Raw genomic sequence first — 2,047 nt, 5'->3', positions numbered from 1 at the left:
CCTCGATCACGTTATTGAGATACTTCACCTGCCGGTGGGCCGTCTCCCGGTCCAGCTTTCCTTCGCGCTTCAATTCGGTGATCGCTGCACCATAGGGGTCGTTTGCGGGAGAGGGCGAAATCCTACGCTAAGGCTTTGGCCAACGATATTCTCCGGTAAGATTGATGTGTTCCCAGGGGATAGGAGAAGTCGCTTGATATCTAGTATGACGTCTGTCGCACCTGCTTGATCGCGGCCGCGATAGCTAGATCGCGTTGCTCCTCTTCTCCATCCGCGTTCCAAGCTGCGGAAAGGCACCCATAAGCGTACGCCTGGTCGAGCAGGCGACGCGGATCGACGTCCAGCGCACGAGAGAATGCGTCCGCCATCTGTGCAATGCGTCTAGGATCGAGACAAAGGTCGTCTCTGTCAGCCGGATCGTAGAACATATTGGCGGCGCCAAAGCCCACTTCACCGACCAGACCGACGGGATCTATCACCAGCCAGCCGCGACTGGAGAACATGATGTTTTCATGATGCAGATCGCCATGTAGCCCACGCAGTTCCGAGGCATTGCTCATCATTTGATCGGCTATAATCGCCGCGTGGACGTAGTCAGTTTGACAACCTGCGTTTTGATCATCGCGCGCCCGCTGAAACAAAGCTGCAAAGCGATCCCGGATCGGGAGAAGGGCAGAAGGCAGGGGTTCCTCAGATGCGGCATACAGCTTCGCCATTAGTTCCGCTGCAATTTCGGTCGCCTGGTAGTCGCCGTGCTCGGCAACGATGTGAGAGAGCATTCGCTCCCCGGCATATTCGAGCAACATCAGATTGTTCTCACGACCGAGCAACCGGACTGCTCCCCTCCCATTGCGCCATACCAGATAGTCGGCCCCGCGCAGTTCATCAGCAATGTCTTCTATAGGTTTCAATCCCTTGACGATTGCAGGAGTCCCGTCTGGCAATGAAACTTTCCAAACGAGGCTGGAAAAGGTGTCCGCAATGAGAACAGGTTGCGAAACGTGCCAATGAGCAGGAAAAACAGGCGGCATGAACATCAACCCCAAGTCAGAGGGTCCAATCGCAGATAGAAGGCAAGGCGTTCGCGGTCGGGGGCTTCGATCCCCAATACATTGAATAGGACAGCGAAGGCGCGCTCTGCTTCATCTGGCGCTGCCCAGTTCTCTTCGGCGTTAGCAATCATGAGTGCCAAATCGGCATAGCGATCTGCTGTTCCGAGCCGCCCAAGGTCGATCAGACCCGTGCATTGAAGAGTTTTAGGGTCCACCATGAAGTTCGGCATGCAGGGATCACCATGGCAAACAACCATATCGGTGCGCTCTTGGTCGAGCCGCACCGGTAGCTCTCGTTCGACACGAGCCAAAAGATCGAGCTGCGGCGTACTCTTGTCCTCGTCCGGTAAGAAGTCGGGATTGACGGCATTGCGGGACACCACATCAACGGCGCGTCCGAACATTCGCGACAGCCTGCGCTCAAACGGACATTGATCAACCGATAGGCTGTGAACAGCGCCAAGTTGCTGCCCCATTGACGGCCACGCTTTGAGCAAATCCGCTCCAGACAGATCAGCCGCCGGTACTCCCGGAATTGCCGTTATCACCAAGCATGCACCCTCCTGTTCCTCCTGCCAGTTGATCACCTCGGGGCAAGCCACACCTCGACCTTTGAGCCAAATGAGGCGGTCACGCTCTCCAGCGAGCTCACCGCGGCGGGAAGCAGGTGCGATTTTCGCGAAGGCATGCCCGTCACCACGTCGAAAAACAAAATCACCAGATTCTCCGCCTCTGACAGGCAACCAGTCAGAATGCGATTCACCAAAAAAAATATTAGTTCGATTCAATGGAGGTTCCTTCAGTTTTCTGATGAAGCGCGGAGGTGGCTCAACCTGCGAAAAGAAACGAGTTGCTACGTAAGTCCGAGAACATGCTTTCCATGGTCTCTGAGCTCGCCTTGATGCCCGAGGCATAGACTGTACAAAAAAACAGTCATAACAAGCCATGAAAACCGCCACTGCGCCGTTACCACCGCTGCGTTCGGTCAAGGTTCT

Annotated in this window: 2 protein-coding genes and 1 pseudogene; all 3 read right to left on the bottom strand. The window is 55.4% G+C overall.

Annotated elements, in window-relative coordinates; translation table 11 throughout:
• Positions 1 to 94, bottom strand: a pseudogene (locus ACOTWU_RS25170) (IS6 family transposase); the annotation flags it as partial.
• Between the two features lie 106 nt (positions 95 to 200).
• On the bottom strand, positions 201 to 1,037 hold the full coding sequence (locus ACOTWU_RS25165; RefSeq protein WP_000480968.1) for an aminoglycoside O-phosphotransferase APH(6)-Id: 837 nt from the start codon (positions 1,035 to 1,037) through the stop codon (positions 201 to 203).
• Complete coding sequence (gene aph(3'')-Ib / locus ACOTWU_RS25160) at positions 1,037 to 1,840, bottom strand: aminoglycoside O-phosphotransferase APH(3'')-Ib (protein WP_001082319.1); 804 nt, start codon at positions 1,838 to 1,840, stop codon at positions 1,037 to 1,039. Before aph(3'')-Ib ends, ACOTWU_RS25165 begins: the two co-directional genes overlap by 1 nt.
• Between the last annotated feature and the right edge of the window lie 207 nt (positions 1,841 to 2,047).

Source organism: Enterobacter cloacae complex sp. GYL001, assembly GCF_049237125.1.
Classification (GTDB): Bacteria; Pseudomonadota; Gammaproteobacteria; order Enterobacterales; family Enterobacteriaceae; genus Enterobacter; species Enterobacter hormaechei_C.
This window is presented reverse-complemented; position numbering and strand designations above follow the sequence as displayed.